This window comes from Erythrobacter mangrovi (genome assembly GCF_013260645.1).
Classification (GTDB): Bacteria; Pseudomonadota; Alphaproteobacteria; order Sphingomonadales; family Sphingomonadaceae; genus Qipengyuania; species Qipengyuania mangrovi.
The window spans coordinates 746,274-760,212 of sequence record NZ_CP053921.1 but is presented as its reverse complement, the minus strand read 5'-3'; the positions used below and the strand labels follow the sequence as shown (position 1 = coordinate 760,212).

Annotated in this window: 18 protein-coding genes; 11 read left to right on the top strand and 7 right to left on the bottom strand. The window is 64.5% G+C overall.

Annotated features, from left to right (window positions below; all coding sequences use genetic code 11):
- The first annotated feature begins 17 nt into the window (after positions 1–17).
- From metX to HQR01_RS03970, 4 genes are read left to right on the top strand one after another with little or no spacing between them, the layout of a single operon-like run.
- Positions 18–1,106 (top strand): homoserine O-acetyltransferase MetX, encoded by a 1,089-nt coding sequence (gene metX / locus HQR01_RS03985; RefSeq protein WP_173212768.1) that lies wholly within the window; start codon positions 18–20, stop codon positions 1,104–1,106.
- Entirely contained in the window at positions 1,103–1,534 is a 432-nt protein-coding gene (locus tag HQR01_RS03980; RefSeq protein ID WP_173212767.1) for a GNAT family N-acetyltransferase, read from the top strand. Before metX ends, HQR01_RS03980 begins: the two co-directional genes overlap by 4 nt.
- Positions 1,531–2,115, top strand: coding sequence for a methionine biosynthesis protein MetW (gene metW, locus HQR01_RS03975; protein ID WP_173212764.1), 585 nt, complete (start codon positions 1,531–1,533; stop codon positions 2,113–2,115). The genes HQR01_RS03980 and metW overlap by 4 nt, the downstream gene beginning before the upstream one ends.
- Positions 2,112–2,900, top strand: coding sequence for a nucleotidyltransferase domain-containing protein (locus HQR01_RS03970; protein WP_173212763.1), 789 nt, complete (start codon positions 2,112–2,114; stop codon positions 2,898–2,900). Before metW ends, HQR01_RS03970 begins: the two co-directional genes overlap by 4 nt.
- Before the next feature lie 2 nt (positions 2,901–2,902).
- Here the strand turns inward: HQR01_RS03970 and fghA are convergent, their stop codons facing one another.
- From fghA to HQR01_RS03945, 5 genes are all read right to left on the bottom strand, one after another.
- Positions 2,903–3,742 (bottom strand): S-formylglutathione hydrolase, encoded by an 840-nt coding sequence (fghA, locus tag HQR01_RS03965; RefSeq protein ID WP_173212761.1) that lies wholly within the window; start codon positions 3,740–3,742, stop codon positions 2,903–2,905.
- The gene (locus HQR01_RS03960) at positions 3,739–4,251 is read right to left on the bottom strand and encodes a prolyl-tRNA synthetase associated domain-containing protein (RefSeq protein WP_173212759.1); all 513 of its coding nucleotides are present in this window, start codon (positions 4,249–4,251) and stop codon (positions 3,739–3,741) included. Before HQR01_RS03960 ends, fghA begins: the two co-directional genes overlap by 4 nt.
- Before the next feature lie 3 nt (positions 4,252–4,254).
- Entirely contained in the window at positions 4,255–4,635 is a 381-nt protein-coding gene (locus HQR01_RS03955) for a VOC family protein (RefSeq protein WP_173212757.1), read from the bottom strand.
- A 79-nt stretch (positions 4,636–4,714) separates the two neighbouring features.
- On the bottom strand, positions 4,715–5,113 hold the full coding sequence (locus HQR01_RS03950) for a VOC family protein (RefSeq protein ID WP_173212755.1): 399 nt from the start codon (positions 5,111–5,113) through the stop codon (positions 4,715–4,717).
- A gap of 11 nt (positions 5,114–5,124) precedes the next feature.
- Entirely contained in the window at positions 5,125–6,237 is a 1,113-nt protein-coding gene (locus HQR01_RS03945; RefSeq protein ID WP_173212753.1) for an S-(hydroxymethyl)glutathione dehydrogenase/class III alcohol dehydrogenase, read from the bottom strand.
- A 96-nt stretch (positions 6,238–6,333) separates the two neighbouring features.
- Here HQR01_RS03945 and HQR01_RS03940 point away from each other — a divergent pair, with 96 nt between their 5' ends.
- The 3 genes from HQR01_RS03940 to HQR01_RS03930 all read left to right on the top strand — a co-directional run bounded on the left by HQR01_RS03940 (position 6,334) and on the right by HQR01_RS03930 (position 7,945).
- On the top strand, positions 6,334–6,693 hold the full coding sequence (locus HQR01_RS03940) for a hypothetical protein (RefSeq protein WP_173212751.1): 360 nt from the start codon (positions 6,334–6,336) through the stop codon (positions 6,691–6,693).
- 72 nt (positions 6,694–6,765) lie between these two features.
- On the top strand, positions 6,766–7,197 hold the full coding sequence (locus tag HQR01_RS03935; RefSeq protein WP_173212749.1) for a hypothetical protein: 432 nt from the start codon (positions 6,766–6,768) through the stop codon (positions 7,195–7,197).
- Between the two features lie 76 nt (positions 7,198–7,273).
- The gene (locus HQR01_RS03930; RefSeq protein WP_173212747.1) at positions 7,274–7,945 is read left to right on the top strand and encodes a glutathione S-transferase family protein; all 672 of its coding nucleotides are present in this window, start codon (positions 7,274–7,276) and stop codon (positions 7,943–7,945) included.
- 4 nt (positions 7,946–7,949) lie between these two features.
- Here the strand turns inward: HQR01_RS03930 and mutM are convergent, their stop codons facing one another.
- Entirely contained in the window at positions 7,950–8,765 is an 816-nt protein-coding gene (gene mutM / locus HQR01_RS03925; RefSeq protein WP_173212745.1) for a bifunctional DNA-formamidopyrimidine glycosylase/DNA-(apurinic or apyrimidinic site) lyase, read from the bottom strand.
- A 56-nt stretch (positions 8,766–8,821) separates the two neighbouring features.
- Between mutM and HQR01_RS03920 the strand changes: the two genes are divergently transcribed.
- Both HQR01_RS03920 and ubiB read left to right on the top strand, forming a co-directional pair.
- Positions 8,822–9,562 carry a class I SAM-dependent methyltransferase gene (locus tag HQR01_RS03920; protein ID WP_173212743.1) on the top strand — a complete coding sequence of 247 codons (741 nt, stop codon included), beginning with the start codon at positions 8,822–8,824 and terminating at the stop codon, positions 9,560–9,562.
- Positions 9,563–9,564: 2 nt separating this feature from the next.
- The gene (gene ubiB / locus HQR01_RS03915) at positions 9,565–11,127 is read left to right on the top strand and encodes a 2-polyprenylphenol 6-hydroxylase (RefSeq protein WP_173212742.1); all 1,563 of its coding nucleotides are present in this window, start codon (positions 9,565–9,567) and stop codon (positions 11,125–11,127) included.
- A 31-nt stretch (positions 11,128–11,158) separates the two neighbouring features.
- Here ubiB and HQR01_RS03910 read toward each other — a convergent pair whose 3' ends face one another.
- Positions 11,159–11,548: a hypothetical protein gene (locus HQR01_RS03910; RefSeq protein ID WP_173212740.1), complete on the bottom strand. Its 390-nt coding sequence runs from the start codon at positions 11,546–11,548 to the stop codon at positions 11,159–11,161.
- Positions 11,549–11,674: 126 nt separating this feature from the next.
- Here HQR01_RS03910 and HQR01_RS03905 point away from each other — a divergent pair, with 126 nt between their 5' ends.
- The gene (locus HQR01_RS03905) at positions 11,675–13,441 is read left to right on the top strand and encodes a bifunctional phosphopantothenoylcysteine decarboxylase/phosphopantothenate synthase (protein WP_234030242.1); all 1,767 of its coding nucleotides are present in this window, start codon (positions 11,675–11,677) and stop codon (positions 13,439–13,441) included.
- Entirely contained in the window at positions 13,434–13,892 is a 459-nt protein-coding gene (gene dut / locus HQR01_RS03900; protein ID WP_173212736.1) for a dUTP diphosphatase, read from the top strand. Before HQR01_RS03905 ends, dut begins: the two co-directional genes overlap by 8 nt.
- Positions 13,893–13,939: the final 47 nt, after the last annotated feature.

Genomic DNA, 13,939 nt, shown 5'->3' with positions numbered 1-13,939 from the left:
TCGCCCCAAGGTTCGATTTGAAAGCCACCTCGCAAACCCTGGTTCTGCCCGCTCCGCTGCCACTCGACGGCGGGGGTGAGCTGGCGCGTGTCGACGTGGCCTATGAGACTTATGGCGCGCTGAACGCCACGCGTTCGAACGCGATCCTGCTGTGCCACGCACTGACCGGCGATCAGTATGTCGCGAGCAATCACCCGATCACCGGCAAGCCCGGCTGGTGGGAACGCATGGTCGGCCCGGGCAAGCCGATCGACACCGATCGCTTCCATGTGATCTGCCCGAACGTCATCGGCAGCTGCATGGGATCGAGCGGCCCCTTGAGCAAGGCGCCCGACGGCCAGCCCTATGCGATGCGGTTCCCGGTCATCACCATCCGCGACATGGTTCGCGCGCATGTCGGCCTGCTCGAGGCGCTGGGCATCGGCACGCTGCACGCGGTTGTCGGAGGATCGATGGGTGGGATGCAGGCGCTGAGCCTTGCGGCCAACTGGCCCGACCGCGCGGAGCGGGTGCTGGTGATCGCATCGACCAGCCGCCATTCGGCGCAGAACATCGCCTTCCACGAACTTGGGCGGCAGGCGATCATGGCTGATCCGCGCTGGCAGGATGGTGATTATTACGGCGGTGAGTCGCCCGACAACGGGCTCGCCGTGGCGCGTATGGCGGCGCATATCACCTATCTCTCCGAAGAGGCGCTGACCGAGAAGTTCGGGCGCAATCTGCAGGACCGCGAAGCCAAGAGCTTCGGCTTCGACGCCGATTTCCAGGTCGAGAGCTACCTGCGCTACCAAGGCAGCGGCTTCACCCAGCGTTTCGACGCCAACAGCTACCTCTATATCACGCGTGCGATGGACTATTTCGACCTTGCCGAGGAACATGGAGGCAAGCTGGCCGATGCCTTTGCCGGAACCACGGCGCGCTTCTGCCTGGTCAGCTTCGATAGCGACTGGCTCTATCCAACGGCGGAGAGCCGCCATGTCGTGCACGCGCTCAATGCGGCGGGCGCGGCGGTGAGTTTCGTCGAACTGTCCGCGCCGCACGGCCATGACAGCTTCCTGCTCGACGTACCCGCGCTCGACCGGGTGATCACGGGGTTCCTCGGATGAATGGCCTTGCTGACGGTTATGAACTGGTGGGCGATCAAGGCGCGATCGATGCCGACGCGGCGCATGCCTACCTATCCGGTAGTTACTGGTCGACGGGCATCCCCCTGGCCACCGTGCGCCGGGCGCTGGCCAACAGCCTGTGTGTGGCGGTCCGCTATCGCGGGCAACAGGTCGCCATGGCCCGCGTGGTGACCGATCGCGCGACCTTCGCCTATCTGGCCGATGTCTATGTGCTCGAGGATCATCGCGGCCAGGGATTGTCCAAGGCGATGATGGCCTATCTGCACGCACACCCGGAGCTGCAGGGCCTACGCCGGTGGATGCTGATGACGCGCGATGCGCATGACCTGTACCGGCAGTTCGGCTGGACACCTCTCGCCAATCCGGTGAGCGCGATGGAACTGCACGACCCGGGGGTTTACGCGTGAGCTTGCGGCCCGACCTTGCGGTGATCGCCAGCCATGTCACCCCCGGCAGCCGCGTGCTCGATATCGGCTGCGGCGACGGCGTGCTGATGCTCGCCCTGCGCGAGGCGGGATGCGACGTCCGCGGCATCGAGATCGACGGCGCCAGCGTCGAACGCTGCGTCTCGCAGGGCCTGTCGGTGGTGCAGGGAGACGCCGACCGCGATCTTGCCGACTATCCCGATAAAGGCTTCGACTACGCCGTGCTCAGCCAGACGCTGCAGACCGCCGCGCGGCCCGACTGCATGCTCGACGAGCTGTTGCGAGTCGGCCGCCGGACCTTCGTCAGCTTCCCCAATTTCGCCCATTGGCGCACGCGCGCGGCGCTGATGTTCGGCGGCCGCATGCCGGTGACGCGTAGCCTGCCCGTCAGCTGGTACGCCACGCAGAACATCCACCACGTGACGGTGAAGGATTTCCGCGACCTCGCCGCCGAAAAGGGCGCACGGATTGAGAACGATTGGTACTTCGCTGGCGAGCGCCCTATTGCCCGCGGCGGCGCCAATGCCCGCGCCGAATTCGCGGTGTTCGAGTTGAGCCGTTGAACGCTGCAATCCCGGCAAACATTCGCAAAGAGATTGAACGGCGTCTGTCCAAGGTCGCTGAAGATGAAGGTATTCGCTACCTCCTCGCAATCGAGTCAGGGTCGCGGGCCTGGGGCTTCCCTTCGCCCGACAGCGACTACGATGTTCGATTCCTCTTTGTCCGGCCACGCGAGCATTATTTGGCGCTCTCGCCGCCGCGCGATGTGGTTGAGCGACCTATCGTTGACGAAGTCGATCTGAATGGGTGGGATATTCGCAAGGCATTGGGGCTGATGCTCAAGCACAATGCAGCCCTGTCTGAATGGATCGAGAGTCCCATTCGCTATCTTGACGATGATCCGGTGATCAGCGCGCTCGTGGAGCTTGGCGATCGTTTCTTTGATCCGCGCGGCTTCGCATTGCACTACGCGAGCCTTGGACGGGCCCAGGTGGCGCGATGGGGAGAGGTTGAACGAGGCGTCTCGGTCAAGAAGTTGTTCTATGCTTTGCGACCGGCGCTAGCCATTCGTTGCCTGCGTCTCGATTCTCGCTCCCGACCTCCCATGCAACTTCAAGAGCTCATGCAAAGGTGTGATCTCTCTCATTTGATCATCGAGCAAATCGAAGCCATGATTGAGCTTAAAGCGAAGACGCGAGAGGCTGGACTGGCGAAAGCGATGCCTGAAATCGTCCACCTCATCCACGCGGAGTTGGAGCGTGCTGGCGAAGTACCTGCACGCCAGCCAAACGAGAGCTTCTCAGAAGAGGCGGAGAGGATCTTCCTTGCTCTCGTGAACGAGAGTTAGAGTTACCCCAACCGCTCCGCGTGCCATGCGACATGCTCGGCCATGAAGGTCGCGATGAAGTAGTAGGAATGGTCGTAGCCGCTCTGCATGCGGATCTCGGGCATCATGCCTGCCTTGGCGCACGCCATGGCGAGGAGGCTGGGCTTGAGCTGGTCTTCGAGGAAATTGTCAGCCGTGCCCTGGTCGACCAGCAGGTGCTCGGCGCGCGCGCCGTCCTCGATCAATGCAACCGCATCGTATTCGCGCCACGCTGCGCGGTCATCGCCGATGTAGCGGGCCAGCGCCTTTTCGCCCCACGGCACCTGTGACGGGGCGACGATCGGTGCGAAAGCGCTGATCGAACGGAAACGGCCGGGATTGCGCAAGCCGATGGTCAGTGCGCCATGGCCGCCCATCGAGTGGCCGGTGATGCCCTGGCGCGCCATGTCGGCAGGGAAGTTTTCGGCGATGATCTCGGGCAGCTCGTTCTCGATATAGCTGCGCATGCGATAGTGCCGCGACCACGGGTCTTGCGTGGCATCGACATAGAAACCCGCGCCCTTGCCGAAGTCGTATTCCTCCGTTGCGTCGGGCACGTCGTCGCCGCGCGGGCTGGTGTCGGGGGCGACGAAGATGATGCCATGTTCGGCGCAGGCCTTGCGGTATTCGCCCTTCTCGGTGACGTTCGCATGGGTGCAGGTCAGGCCCGAAAGGTACCACAGCACCGGCAGCTTGATGCCGGGCATGTGCGGCGGGACATAGACCGAAAAAGTCATGTCGGTTCCCGTCTCGCGCGAGCGGTGCGAGCAGACGTGCTGCGTGCCTTCGAAGGCCAGATTCTGCGACAGGTATTCGATGGTCATGCGGGCTCCTGCGCCGTCGGGATGGCGGCAACGCGCGGCTGGTGGCCCCAATGGGCAAGCAGGCGCAAGATGTCCGCGCCGGATAGCCCCAGTGTCGCGGTGTTACGAAGCGGGTGGACGTTCACGCGCGCAGCCGCGGCAAGGCCGCCGTCGATCACCACGGCCACACTACCGGGCACGGCATTGATCATGGCCAGCGGTGTCACCGAACCCGGCGCGATACCAAGCAGGCGATCCATGTCCTCCGCCTTGCCGAAGCTCACGCGCTTGCAGCCGATCGCGCCCGGTAGCGCCTTGAGGTCCACGCGCGCTTCCGCCGGGACGGTGACCAGCCAATAGGCTCCGCCCGCATCTTTCAGGAACAGGTTCTTGGTATGGGCGCCAGGGATGTCGGCATCGACCCGGCGGCTTTCCTCCACGGTGAAGACCGCGATATGTTCGTGGCTGGCGAAGGGGATTGCCAGCGACGCCAGGTCGGCCAGCAATCCCGCTTCGCCACGCCTATTCAAGCGTTACGAGCCCATGCGGTGCAGGGCACACAGCTTGTTGCCATCGGGATCGCGCAGGTAGGCGAGATAAAGGTCACCCATGCCGCCCGACCGCACGCCCGGCGGATCCTCGATCGCGGTGCCGCCGGCTTCCACGCCCGCCGTGTGCCAGGCATCGGCCTGTTCGGGGGTCATGGCGAAGCCGATGGTGCAGCCGTTGCCGTGGGTGGCAGGCTTGCCGTCGATCGGGCTGGTGACGATGAAGATGCCGCCATTGTGCATGTAGATTAGGCGACCCTTGTCGTCGGTGATTCCTTCCTTGCCGCCCATGGCCTTGAAGGTCGCATCATAGAACGCCTTGGCTTTCGCCATGTCGTTCGCGCCCACCATCATGTGACTGTACATCTGTACTCTCTCCTTTGGGTTTCGATTCGCCACCTTAGGCGCGCCGAACGGGCTGGCAAGCGATCAAATCGCTGCGTGTTCAGACCGCCAGTTCACCCATGAACTTGAGCGCGCAGAGCTTGTTGCCATCGGGATCGCGCAGGTAGGCGAGATAGATCCCGCCCTGAGCGCTGTGATCGCGAATTCCAGGCGGGTCTTCGCAGGTTGTCCCGCCGTTGGCGAGGCCGGCGGCATGCCAGGCATCGCCCTGCTCTGGGCTGTCTACCGCGAAGCCGACGGTGATCCCGTTGCCGGGGTGGCTGTCATGCTTGTCGAGCGGTTCGCCAACCACGAGAAAGGTCCCGTCCTTCTGCCAGAACCAGCGATCGCGATCGCTGTCCTTCCAGCTTCGCGCCCCACCCAGGGCTTCGAATAGCGCGTCGTAGAAGCGCTTCGAGCGCTCGACATCGCTGCTACCCAGGTGGATGTGCGTGAACATGGGACTTCTCCTCAGTAGACGACGACACTCCTGATGCTCTCGCCCGCATGCATCAGGTCGAAGCCCTTGTTGATTTCCTCGAGGCTGAGCACGTGGGTGATCATCGGATCGATGGCGATCTTGCCGTCCATGTACCAGTCGACGATCTTGGGCACGTCGGTGCGGCCCTTGGCACCGCCGAAGGCCGTGCCGCGCCAGTTGCGCCCGGTGACCAACTGGAACGGGCGGGTGGCGATTTCCTTGCCCGCTTCGGCCACGCCGATGATGATGCTGGTGCCCCAGCCGCGGTGGCAGGCTTCCAAAGCGGTGCGCATCACTTCGGTATTGCCGGTGGCGTCGAAGGTGTAGTCGGCACCGCCGTCGGTCAGTTCGACCACCTTGGCGACGACTTCGTCGCGGCTCATCCCCTTGGTGTTGAGAAAGTGCGTCATGCCGAACTTGCGGCCCCATTCCTCGCGGTCGGGGTTGATGTCGATGCCCACGATCATGTTCGCGCCGGCCAGCTTCGCGCCCTGGATCACGTTGAGGCCGATCCCGCCAAGGCCGAAGACGACGACATTGTCGCCCACCTGCACCTTGGCGGTGTTGACCACCGCGCCGACGCCGGTGGTGACGCCGCAACCGATGTAGCAGCTGGTCTGGAACGGCGCGTCCTCGCGGATCTTGGCGACTGCGATTTCGGGCAGCACGGTGAAGTTCGAGAAGGTCGAACAACCCATGTAGTGGAAGATTGTCTGCCCCTTGTAGGAGAAGCGGCTGGTCCCGTCGGGCATCAGCCCCTTGCCCTGCGTCGCGCGGATCGCGGTGCACAGGTTGGTCTTGCCCGACAGGCACGACTTACACTGGCGGCATTCGGGGGTGTAGAGCGGGATCACATGGTCGCCCGGCTTGACCGAGGTGACGCCGGGGCCGATTTCGCGCACCACGCCCGCACCTTCGTGGCCCAGCACGCTGGGGAAGATACCTTCGCTGTCGAACCCGTCGAGCGTATAGGCATCGGTGTGGCAGATGCCCGTCGCCATGATTTCCACCAGGACTTCGCCCGCCTTGGGGCCTTCGAGGTCAAGCTCGACGATTTCGAGCGGTTGCTTGGGGGCAAAGGCGACTGCGGCGCGGGTCTTCATCGATGGGTTCTCCTTCGCGGCACGGGTTAGTCTCGCGCAGCCGCCGCCGCAAGCGAAGTTGCTTGCGGTTCAGCAAGGGCCTTCTAGGGGAGGCCGATGCTCACTATTCTCGCCCCGGTTCTCCTGCTTGCGCAAGCCTCGACCCTCCCCGCCGAGGCCGCTCCCGTCCCGCTCGACATACAGCAGCAGACCGCGCTGCGCTGCTCGATGGCAATTGCCATGGCGGCAGAGCGGCAGCGCGCCGGAACTGTCGGTGATCACGCTTGGCCGGACCTAAGCGAACGCGGGCGGGAATTCTTCGTTCGTTCGCTGGCGCAGCTGATGGACGATACGGGACTGACACGCGAAGGCCTGGTCAAGCAGGCACGGCCCGAGGTCGATGCGCTCCAGCAGCCCGGTCGGCTGGCCGAGGTTATGCCTGGCTGTTTGCTGTTGCTCGATGCTTCGGGGCTCTGAGATGTTCACCCGGCCGCAAGACCGTGCCAGCTAGAAACCCCGTCTCACCACCGACTGGCGAAGGTTACGACCATGCGTAAGTTGATCCTCCCTGCCGCCGCCCTGGCATTTGCCCCGATCCCCCTTGCCGCGCAGGAAGCTCCCGCTGCGGCGTCGGAGGCTGCACCGCTGGCCGATATGGCCGAACAGATGCGCGATCCCGAGCGGCAGCGCGAACTGGCGATGCTGGCCCAGACGATGACCGAAATTCTGCTCGACATGCCGATCGCGCCTTTGGCGCAGGCCGCGGCTGAGATGGCGGGCGAGCAGGCCCGGCAGGTCGACCCCGATCTCACATTGCGCAAGATGGTGCCCGAAGCGGGCCGGGTGAGCGAGGCCATCGGTCGCAACGCCCCGCAGGCCATGCAGGCGGCCGGGACCATGGCGAGCGCCATGGCGGCAATGGCCCCCGCGCTGCGCGAGATGGCCGAACAAATGGCCCGAGCGCTGCCCGAGCGGAAGTGATCCACGGGAAAATTCGCTCCGCCGTCTCGTGACGCGGTGGACGCGTCCGCGCCGGTGGTGCAATAATGGGCAATCCATGTGGCAGCTTTTCACGTTTCCCCTTTGTCCGTTCAGCCGCAAGCTGCGCCTGCTGATGGGCGAGAAGAACATCGCCTATGAGGTCGTGCGCGAATATCCGTGGGAAGGACGCGACGGCTTCTGGCAGATGAATCCGGCCGGGCGGACGCCCGTGCTGTTCGATCCGGCGCGGCGCCATGCGCTGTGCGACAGTCGCGCGATCTGCGAATTCCTGGAAGAGACGGTCGAACGCAATCCCATGACCGGCGGCACAGCCCCGCAGCGCGCCGAGATCCGCCGGCTGGTCGCGCTGTTCGACGAGAATTTCTACAATGACGTCACCGCGCCACTGCTGCATGAACGGATGAAGAAGCGCCTGGTGCTGCGCCAGCCACCCGATTCCAAGGCGCTGCGCGAAGCGATGAAGATGGCGCACGGCCACCTCGACTACATCGACTGGCTGGTCGACACGCGCCAGTGGGTCGGCGGCTCGACGCTGAGCCTGGCCGACCTCGCCTGCGCGGCGCAGGTTTCGGTCGCCGACTACCTGGGCGGGATCGACTGGAAGGGACATGACCAGGCGCGCGGCTGGTACGCGGTGATGAAAAGCCGCCCCAGCTTCCGCCCGCTGCTCGCCGAAAAGATGGAAGGTTTGCCACCCCCGCCGCATTACGCGCTGGTAGACGCCTAGACCGTCATTTCTGGCATTTCGGGCAGAACCACGTGCTTCGCCCGCCTTGCACCACTCGTCGGATGATGCCGCCATCGCCGTGATGGCAGTCCTCGCCCTCGCGCCCATAGACATGGAATCGCGTGGCGAAATAGCCGAGCTCGCCGTCGGGCTGGGCGAAATCGCGCAGCGTCGAACCGCCATCGCGGATCGACTGCTCGAGGACATCCTTGATCGCGGGCACCAGCCGCCTCAACTGCGGCATGGTCACCTTGCCGCCGGCTTTCTGCGGATTGATCCCGCTGCGCCACAGTGCCTCGCACACGTAGATATTGCCAAGGCCGGCCACGATCCGCTGGTCGAGTAGTAGCAGCTTGATCGCCTGCGTCCGACCGCGGGTTGCCTCACGCAGATGCTCCGCAGTCAGCGCATCGCCGAGCGGTTCCGGGCCGAGCGCGGCGAAGGGCGGCCACAGGTCGAGCTCTGACGCCAGCAACAGGTCGACCGAACCGAACCGCCGCGGGTCGTTGAGTGCGAAGCGATTGTGCGCGGTCTCCAGCACCAGGTGGTCGTGCCGGTCCTCGTCCTGCGGATCGATCCGCCAGCGCCCGCTCATGCCGAGATGGAAGACCATGGCATGGTCGCGATCAGTGTGGAGGATGCCATACTTTGCCCGACGCGAGAGGGCCGAGATCGTGGCCCCGGAGAGAGCCTGGACTAGGTCAGACGGGAAGGGGCGGCGCAGGTCGGGCCGGTTGATCCGCACGCTGACGATCCGCTCGCCCTGAAGGAACCGGGCGAGCCCGCGCACCGTTGTCTCGACTTCTGGCAACTCTGGCATGGATGCCCCTCTAACACCCTTTGCGCTGGCCACAATTCCCCCTAAGGCACCGCCCCATGAGCAACACCGGCGAAATAGTTTCCTTCGGCTACGAAGACATCGACGCGAGCGAGAAGACTGAACGCGTCGGCGAAGTCTTCTCCAATGTCGCGGCCAAATACGACATCATGAACGATGCCATGTCGGCGGGTATGCATCGTTTGTGGAAGAACCGCTTCGTCAACCGCGTGAAGCCGCAGCCGGGCGAGACGATCCTCGACATGGCCGGCGGCACGGGCGACATTGCCTTCCGCATGGCAGCCAGGGGTGCCAGCGTGACCGTGTCCGATATCAACCAGGACATGCTCGACGTCGGCATCGAGCGCGCGATGGAGCGCGGCATCGACGGGCTGGTGTGGAGCCGCCAGAACGCCGAGGAACTGACTTTCTCGAGCCGGATCTTCGACGCCTATACCATCGCCTTCGGCATCCGGAACGTCACCCATATCGACCGGGCGCTTAAAGAGGCGTACCGCGTGCTGAAATATGGCGGGCGCTTCTACTGCCTTGAATTCTCGACCGTCGAATGGCCGGGTTTCAAGGAAGCCTACGACCTCTATTCGCACAAGCTGGTGCCGCAGATCGGCAAGGCGATCGCCAACGACGAGGAGAGCTATCGCTACCTCATCGAATCGATCCGTCGCTTCCCCGACATGCCCAGCTTCGAGCGTATGATCCGCGAGGCGGGCTTCGAGAACACTAGGGTCGAGCCGATCATGGGCGGCCTCGTCGCGATCCATTCGGGGTGGAAGGTCTAGGGGTGGCAAGGCCCTCGACGCATATTTGGCGCCTCTTCACATGGGGCATAACGCTGGCGCGCCACCGTGCGCTGGTGGGGATCGAACGCGACCCCAACGCACCCCCGCCGGTCAGGCGCATGGCCAAGCTGGCTCGCTGGGTCGCTTTCACGGGCACCACGGGCGAGCGCGACTATGCCGGGGCGTTCCGCGATATCGGCCCCGCCGCGATCAAGCTGGGCCAGACGCTGGCCACCCGCCCCGACCTGGTGGGTGAAGAACCGGCGCGCAACCTGCTGACGCTGCAGGACGATTTGCCGCCGGTCGGCTTCGACAAGATCAGGCAGGTGATCGAGGCCAGTTTCGAACAGCCGCTCGAGACGCTCTATTCGGAATTCGATCCCAACCCGGTCGGCGCGGCTTCAATCGCGCAGGTCCACCGGGCGGTGACGACCGATGGGCGGGACGTCGCGGTCAAGGTGTTGCGTCCCGGCATTCGCGAGAAATTCGCCCGCGATATCGAGACCTATGAATGGGCCGCCGCGCATGTCGAGGCGATGGGCGGCGAGGCCAAGCGCCTGCGCCCGCGCCTGACCATCGCCAACTTCAAGCGCTGGACGCTGCGCGAGCTCGACTTGCGGCGCGAAGCGGCCTCGGCCTCGGAACTGGCCGAAACCATGGTCGGGACGGCGGGCTACGAGATCCCGGGGATCGACTGGGACCGGACCAATGGCCGGGTGATGACCATCGACTGGATCGACGGGATCAAGATCAGCAAGGTCGACGAGCTGAAGGCGGCCGGCCACGACACCGCCGAGATCGCCAACCGCTTGGTGCTGGCCTTTCTCAAGCAGGCTATCGCCGGCGGGTTCTTCCACGCCGACATGCACCAGGGGAACCTGTTCGTGAAGCCGGACGGAACCATCGCCGCGATCGATTTCGGCATCATGGGCCGGATCGACCGGCGCGCGCGCATGTGGCTGGCGGAAATCCTCTACGGGCTCACCACGGGCAATTACCGCCGCGTCGCCGAGATTCATTTCGAAGCGAAATACGTGCCGAGCTATCACAACGTCGATGAGTTCGCGACCGCGCTGCGCGCCGTGGGCGAGCCGATGCGCGGCAAGCCGGTAAGCGAGCTGTCGGTCGGCCAGATGCTCGATGGGCTGTTCGCGATCACCCGCGATTTCGACATGCAGACCCAGCCGCACCTGCTGTTGCTGCAGAAGACCATGGTCATGGTCGAAGGGATCGCCACGCAGCTCAATCCCAAGATCAACATGTGGGACGTCAGCGCCCCCTATGTGCGCAGCTGGATTCGCGACGAACTGGGTCCCGAAGCCGCCATCGCCGATCGGATTCGCCAAGACACCGAAACGCTGTTGCGCCTGCCCGACCTGATCCGGCGGATCGAAGAACGCTACCCCGCAAAGGGTGGCGCGCCCGAGCCCCCGCCGCTGCCCGACATCGAATTGATGTGGGAAAATCGCCGCAGCGGGGGACGCGGCTGGCTGGGCTATGCCATGGCTGCAGGCCTTGGAGGGCTCGCGGTTTGGGCAGCGATAGCGCAAGGACTGATCGGCTGATCTTTCGCGATCGAGAACCTCGTCGGCGCTCTCAGATCGAAGAGGGAGCCGATCTCCAACTCCTGATTGCCGCCAACATCAGGCCGACGAGCAGGGCCTCGACGCCCATTGTCACGTACCAGCCTTCGTAGGGGCCTTGGAGCACGAGATTTATCGCGCGGCCGACGAATGTCACCGAATAGAGCGCCAGCGCCGGGGCGAGCAGGGTGGCGCTGCGGCGTCTCGCGCCGAGCGCCATGAAGGCGGCCGAGACGTAGAAAAACGAGGTCATGTCGCCGCGCAAAGTCGAACTGCCGTGCAGGCCGGTCACCGCCAGACCGAAATCCGCCCCCGCATTTTCGGGATTCACAAGGAAGCCGGTCCCCAACACAATGTTGAGGATTGCCGCCAAAAACAGCAACGTGCTGAGAATTCCCTGCATATAAGTCCCTCCCGTTTCCCCTTTCTAAACCATAGGGCGCTATGGCAGCTGCGGCAATTGGCCTGCGTTCGGCGCTGGCAATGACGAACAGGGGACGCTAGCAAGCGCGTTAATGAGACGATGGGAATGCATTCGCCGATCCGCGTGGAAGCCCGCGCGCAGCACGAAATCCGCGAGGATAGGGGCGTGAGTGGCCCTCGTATCCTGCTGGTCATCGGCGGCGGCATTGCCGCCTACAAGTCGTGCGAGCTCGTTCGCCTGATCCGCAAAGCTGGCGGTTCGGTAACCTGCGTTCTGACCGAGGGCGGGCAGCAGTTCGTTACCCCGATGGCGCTTGCCGCGCTGTCGGAGAACAAGGTCTATACCTCGCTGTTCGATCTCAAGGACGAGGTCGAGATGGGGCATATCCAGCTCAGCCGCGAAGCCGATCTGGTCGTGGTCTGCCCGGCCACGGCGGACCTGCTCGCCAAGATGGCGGCGGGCATCGCCGACGATCTTGCCACGACATTGATCCTCGCCACCGACAAGCCGGTGCTGACCGTACCGGCGATGAACGTGAAGATGTGGGAGCATTCGGCGACCCAGCGCAATGCCGACTGGCTGCGCCAGGCGGGCGTCAGGGTGATGGATCCGGACGAAGGTCCGATGGCCTGCGGCGAGTTCGGTCCCGGGCGCTTGCCCGAACCCGCCGCGATCCTCGCTCGCATCGCCAAGGAGCTCAAGCTCGACCTCGATTTGCCCGAACTCCCCGCACCGACACCCGCACAGCTCGCCGCGCCGAAGGATTCGCTGGACGATCTGGCGGCTGAAGCGCTCGAGCCCGAGGATGCCGAGGAAGCGGATGAGCACGAAAGCAAGAGCGGGCTCGGTCTTGGCGGCCTGCTGAGCGCCATCATTCCACGCAGCACCAGCCGTCGCAGCCACGAGGAGATCGAGGCAGAACTGGCGTCGCTCGAAGAACTGGATCCCGTCGAGTTCGAGGAACCGATTGCGGAACCTGAATTTGATCCGGCTACAGCAGGTCCGCTGTTGGCGAAGAAGGGCAAGGCTGCCTCCGCACCGCCGACCGATCCCGACGCGATCAATCACGAAGTCTCGAAACTCGACGCGCGCGCGCGGCCGCAACCGATGCAGGATCAGGTCCAGCATGGGTCGGTTGTGCTCGAGGAATCGCCCTTGGCCGGACAGGCCGTGTTCGATCCCGATCCGGCATATCGCCCGCTTGAAGGCAAGCACGTGTTGATCACGGCCGGGCCGACCCGCGAGCCGATCGATCCGGTGCGCTACATCGCCAATCGTTCGAGCGGCAAGCAGGGCTTTGCCATCGCCGCGATGGCCGCGGCTGCAGGGGCCCGGGTAACGCTGGTCACGGGGCCGGTGCACTTGCCCACGCCCGCAGGCGTCGACCGGGTCGACGTGGAAACCGCGGACGACATGGCGGAAGAAGTGCGCCGCGCGCTTCCGGCCGACGTCGCCTTCATGGTGGCAGCCGTCGCCGACTGGAAGAGCCGCCATGTAGCGGCCGAGAAGATGAAGAAGCGCGGATCGGCCCCGCCGGCGCTGATCCTTGCGGAAAACCCCGACATCCTGGCCAATACTGCTGCGGGCAAGAAGCGCCCCGCGCTGCTCGTCGGCTTTGCGGCCGAGACCGAGAATGTGGTCGAAAACGCCAAGTCCAAGCGCAAGCGCAAGGGTGCCGACTGGATCATCGCCAACAATGTCGCCTTCACCGAAGGTGAGAGCGTGATGGGCGGCGACCTCAACCAGGTCCATGTGGTGACGTCGAGCGGGGTCAAGAGCCTGCCCGAAATGCCCAAGGAAGATGTCGCGCGCGAGCTGGTCAAGATGGCCGCCGAAGCGCTGACCGGCGCGGAGGACGATGCGCATGACTGATCGTGTCGGGGTGCGGCTAAAGCGCCTGCCCCACGGTCACGGTCTGGAATTGCCCGCCTATGCCACGCCGGGGGCGGCGGGCATGGATGTGGTTGCGGCGGAAGCGATCACCATTGCACCGGGCGAGCGCCACGCGGTCGCGACCGGGTTCGCGGTGGCGATCCCCGAAGGCTATGAAATCCAGGTGCGCCCCCGCTCGGGTCTCGCGCTCAAGCATGGCATCACCGTGCCCAATACGCCTGGCACGATCGACAGTGATTATCGCGGCGAGCTCAAGGTCATCATGATCAACCACAGCACTGAGGATTTTACGATCGCGCGCGGCGACCGGATCGCCCAGCTGGTGCTGGCCCCGGTAACGCAGGCAGTGTGGAACGAGGTCGAGGAACTCGATGCGACCGAACGCGGCGACGGCGGTTTCGGTTCAACGGGCGGGCACAGAAAACTCTAGCTCAACCAGCTTCGGCTTTCGTCCGGATGCGAAAACGCGGGCCATAC

Coding starts and splice junctions, on each gene's coding strand:
- HQR01_RS03905 (WP_234030242.1), top strand. CDS start 11,675: ATGCATTCGCCGATCCGCGTGGAAGCCCGCGCGCAGCACGAAATCCGC.
- HQR01_RS03940 (WP_173212751.1), top strand. CDS start 6,334: ATGCTCACTATTCTCGCCCCGGTTCTCCTGCTTGCGCAAGCCTCGACC.
- HQR01_RS03955 (WP_173212757.1), bottom strand. CDS start 4,635: ATGTACAGTCACATGATGGTGGGCGCGAACGACATGGCGAAAGCCAAG.
- fghA (WP_173212761.1), bottom strand. CDS start 3,742: ATGACCATCGAATACCTGTCGCAGAATCTGGCCTTCGAAGGCACGCAG.
- mutM (WP_173212745.1), bottom strand. CDS start 8,765: ATGCCAGAGTTGCCAGAAGTCGAGACAACGGTGCGCGGGCTCGCCCGG.
- HQR01_RS03950 (WP_173212755.1), bottom strand. CDS start 5,113: ATGTTCACGCACATCCACCTGGGTAGCAGCGATGTCGAGCGCTCGAAG.
- HQR01_RS03910 (WP_173212740.1), bottom strand. CDS start 11,548: ATGCAGGGAATTCTCAGCACGTTGCTGTTTTTGGCGGCAATCCTCAAC.
- HQR01_RS03930 (WP_173212747.1), top strand. CDS start 7,274: ATGTGGCAGCTTTTCACGTTTCCCCTTTGTCCGTTCAGCCGCAAGCTG.
- HQR01_RS03980 (WP_173212767.1), top strand. CDS start 1,103: ATGAATGGCCTTGCTGACGGTTATGAACTGGTGGGCGATCAAGGCGCG.
- HQR01_RS03920 (WP_173212743.1), top strand. CDS start 8,822: ATGAGCAACACCGGCGAAATAGTTTCCTTCGGCTACGAAGACATCGAC.
- HQR01_RS03935 (WP_173212749.1), top strand. CDS start 6,766: ATGCGTAAGTTGATCCTCCCTGCCGCCGCCCTGGCATTTGCCCCGATC.
- HQR01_RS03945 (WP_173212753.1), bottom strand. CDS start 6,237: ATGAAGACCCGCGCCGCAGTCGCCTTTGCCCCCAAGCAACCGCTCGAA.
- dut (WP_173212736.1), top strand. CDS start 13,434: ATGACTGATCGTGTCGGGGTGCGGCTAAAGCGCCTGCCCCACGGTCAC.